Origin of the sequence: Agromyces kandeliae, assembly GCF_009674665.1 — a bacterium.
Lineage (GTDB): Bacteria > Actinomycetota > Actinomycetes > Actinomycetales > Microbacteriaceae > Agromyces > Agromyces kandeliae.
The window spans coordinates 1-2,930 of the sequence record NZ_WKJD01000022.1 but is presented as its reverse complement, the minus strand read 5'-3'; the positions used below and the strand labels follow the sequence as shown (position 1 = coordinate 2,930).

Sequence of the window (2,930 nt, the reverse complement as noted above, 5' to 3'; positions counted from 1 at the left end):
GGTCAGCAGCTGGACTTGTAGATGGCGTCGGCGGCGTCGCCGTCGACGTTGTCGGCGGTGATGACGGTGAATCCGGTCTGGATCTTCGCTTCGGTGGGTTCGCCGTTGAGGGCGGCGAGGGCCTGGGCGACGCCGTCGGTGCCGATGGTGGCGGGTTCCTGGGCGACGAGGGCCTGGACGATGCCGTCCTTGAGGGCCTGGACCTGGGCGGGGCCGGCGTCGAAGCCGACGACGGTGACCTCGCCCTGCTTGCCGGCCTGCTGGATGCCGGTCGCGGTGCCTTCGGCGGCGAACAGGTTCGCGGCGAAGATGCCGACGATGTCGGGGTTGGCCTGGAGTGCGGCGGTCACGATGCGGGCGGCTTCGGCGGGTTCGTTGTGGCTGTACTCGATGCCGAGGGATTCGAAGTTGGGGTCCTCGGCGACGGCGGCTTCGAAGCCTTCGCCGCGGGCGTCGCTGGTCGAGATGCCCGGGTCGATCGAGACGACCAGGACCTTGCCGCCCTCGGGGTGGGCTTCCTGGATCGCGTCGAATGCGGCGGCGCCGCCGCCGGCGTTGTCGGAGGAGATCTGGGAGACGGCCATCGAGGGGTCCTCGAGGGTGGTGTCGACCAGGACGACCTGGATGCCGGCGTCGGCGGCGGCCTGGATCGGGGCCTGCATCGCGGTCACGTCGGTCGGGGCGATCAGCAGGGCGTCGGGGTTGCTGGCCACGACGGCGTCCACGATCGGCTTCTGCAGGGTCGGGTCGAACTGTTCCGGTCCCTGCACGGTCACGGTCGCGCCGGCCTCGGCGGCGGCTGCCTCGATGCCGCACTGCATGGAGATGTAGAACTCGTCTCCTGCGACGCCCTGCACGAACGCGATCTCGTACCCGCCGTCGCCGTCGGCGGTGCTCGTGCCCGAGTCGCCTCCGGAACAGCCGGCCAGGACCAGGGTCGCGCTCGCGCTGAGCGCGGCGATGCCGATCGCCTTCTTGTTCCACTTCATTGTGATCACCGTTCTTCTCTTGACTGGGTTGGGGTTGTGGTTGTGGTTGTGGTTGTGGTGCGGCCGGACGTCATCCGCGCCGGCCTCCGCTGACGAACTTGCGCCAGAGGCTTTGGGAGCTGCCGCGCATGGCGGCGGTGCGACGCACCTGGTCGATGTAGACGGCCGTGATCAGCACCGCGCCGACCGCGACCTGCTGCCAGAAGGGCTGGACGCCGGTGATCACGAACCCGTTCTGCAGGACCGCGGGGATGAACAGGCCGACCACGGTGCCGAAGATCGTGCCGACGCCGCCGAAGAGCGACGTGCCGCCGATCACGACCGCGGCGATCACGTTCAGGTTGGTCTGGGACTGCCCGGCGATCGCGGTCGTGGAGAACTGCGAGAGCGAGAGGATGCCGGCGAAGCCGGCCAGGCCGCCCGACAGGGTGTACACGGCGATGAGGTGCCGGTCGACCTTCACGCCGACCCGGCGGGCCGCGAGCTCGCTGGAGCCGACGGCGTAGGTGTGTAGCCCGAACCGGGTGAAGTGCAGCACGATCGCGCCGAGCACGACCACGACCAGCGCGATGACGGAGATCGTCGGGATCGTGCCGAGGATGTTGCCGTACCCGATCGTGGTCGTCAGCACGGTGGGGACCTCGCGGATGTCGACGCCGCCGGTGAGGATCTGCGCCAGGCCCAGGGCCATGCCGAGCGAGCCGAGGGTGACGATCAGCGGCGGGATCTTGGCCTTGGCGATCAGGAACCCGTTGAGCAGGCCCCAGCCGATGCCGCACGCGATCGCGACGAGGATGCCGACCAGCGCCGTGCCCCACCCCTCACCGCCGAGGGCGCGCATCACGATCGCGGACACCACGCCGGAGAACACCAGCACGGACCCGATCGAGAGGTCGATGCCGGCCGTGATGATGATGTACGTCATCCCGACGCCGAGGACGGCGAGGATCGAGGCGTTCTGGATGATCAGCCGGAAGTTCGACCACTGCGCGAACGTGTCCGGCGCGAGGGCGCTGAAGATCAGCACGATCACCAGCAGCACGAGCAGGATCTGGAACGCCTGGGCACGGACCAGGCGTTGCAGGAATCCCTGCTTCGGCTCGTCGAGCGTGCCGATCGCGACGGTCTCGGTGGGAGGCTTGGTGATGCTCATCGGTCGGACTCCTTCGGGCTCTGCTCATGCACCACGGCGCCGGTCATCAACCCGACGAGTTCTTCCATGGACGTGTTCTCGGCGGGGATGTTCGCGACCCGGGTCCCCAGGCGCAGCACCTGGATCCGGTCGGCGACCTCCATCACGTGCGGCATCGAATGCGAGATGAACACCACCGCGATGCCCTTGTCCCGCACCCGCCGGATCGTTTCCAGCACGTTCTGCGTCTGCCGGACCCCGAGCGCCGCGGTCGGCTCGTCCAGGAACACCACCCGGGACGCCCAATGCACCGCACGGGCGATCGCGATCGCCTGCCGCTGCCCACCCGACATCTCACCCACCGGGGACGTCAAGGACCGCACCGTCGCCCCGAGCTCATCGAACGCGACCTTCGACTCGGCCCGCATCTCCTTGGTCTTCATGAACCCCAGCAGGCCACCCAGCCCGCCCCGCGGGATCTCACGACCCAGGTACATGTTCTGCACCGGATCCAGATGCGGCGCCAACGCCAGGTCCTGGTACACCGTCTCGATCCCCAACGCGCTGACCGCCGACGGCGTGGACATGTCCACCTCGGCCCCATCGAACAGGATCGACCCCGAATCCACCGCGAGATTGCCCGACAACGCCTTCACCAACGTCGACTTCCCCGCCCCGTTATCACCGATCAACGCCGTGACCTCACCCGGGAACACCTCGAAATCAACCTGATTCAACGCCCGCACATGCCCGAACTGACGCGAAAGCCCCCGCGCCTGCAGCACCGGAACCGAAGAAGCGATACTCAT

At 68.2% G+C, this 2,930-nt stretch carries 3 protein-coding genes; all 3 read right to left on the bottom strand.

Annotation, left to right across the window (positions count from 1 at the left end):
* Positions 1-2: 2 nt before the first annotated feature.
* A complete protein-coding gene (locus tag GJR97_RS17790; RefSeq protein WP_154348121.1) occupies positions 3-989 on the bottom strand; it encodes an ABC transporter substrate-binding protein in 987 nt (328 codons plus the stop codon).
* 70 nt (positions 990-1,059) lie between these two features.
* Positions 1,060-2,142, bottom strand: a complete 1,083-nt coding sequence (locus tag GJR97_RS17785) for an ABC transporter permease (protein ID WP_154348120.1) — start codon at positions 2,140-2,142, stop codon at positions 1,060-1,062.
* On the bottom strand, positions 2,139-2,930 hold the full coding sequence (locus tag GJR97_RS17780) for an ATP-binding cassette domain-containing protein (protein ID WP_154348119.1): 792 nt from the start codon (positions 2,928-2,930) through the stop codon (positions 2,139-2,141). Before GJR97_RS17780 ends, GJR97_RS17785 begins: the two co-directional genes overlap by 4 nt.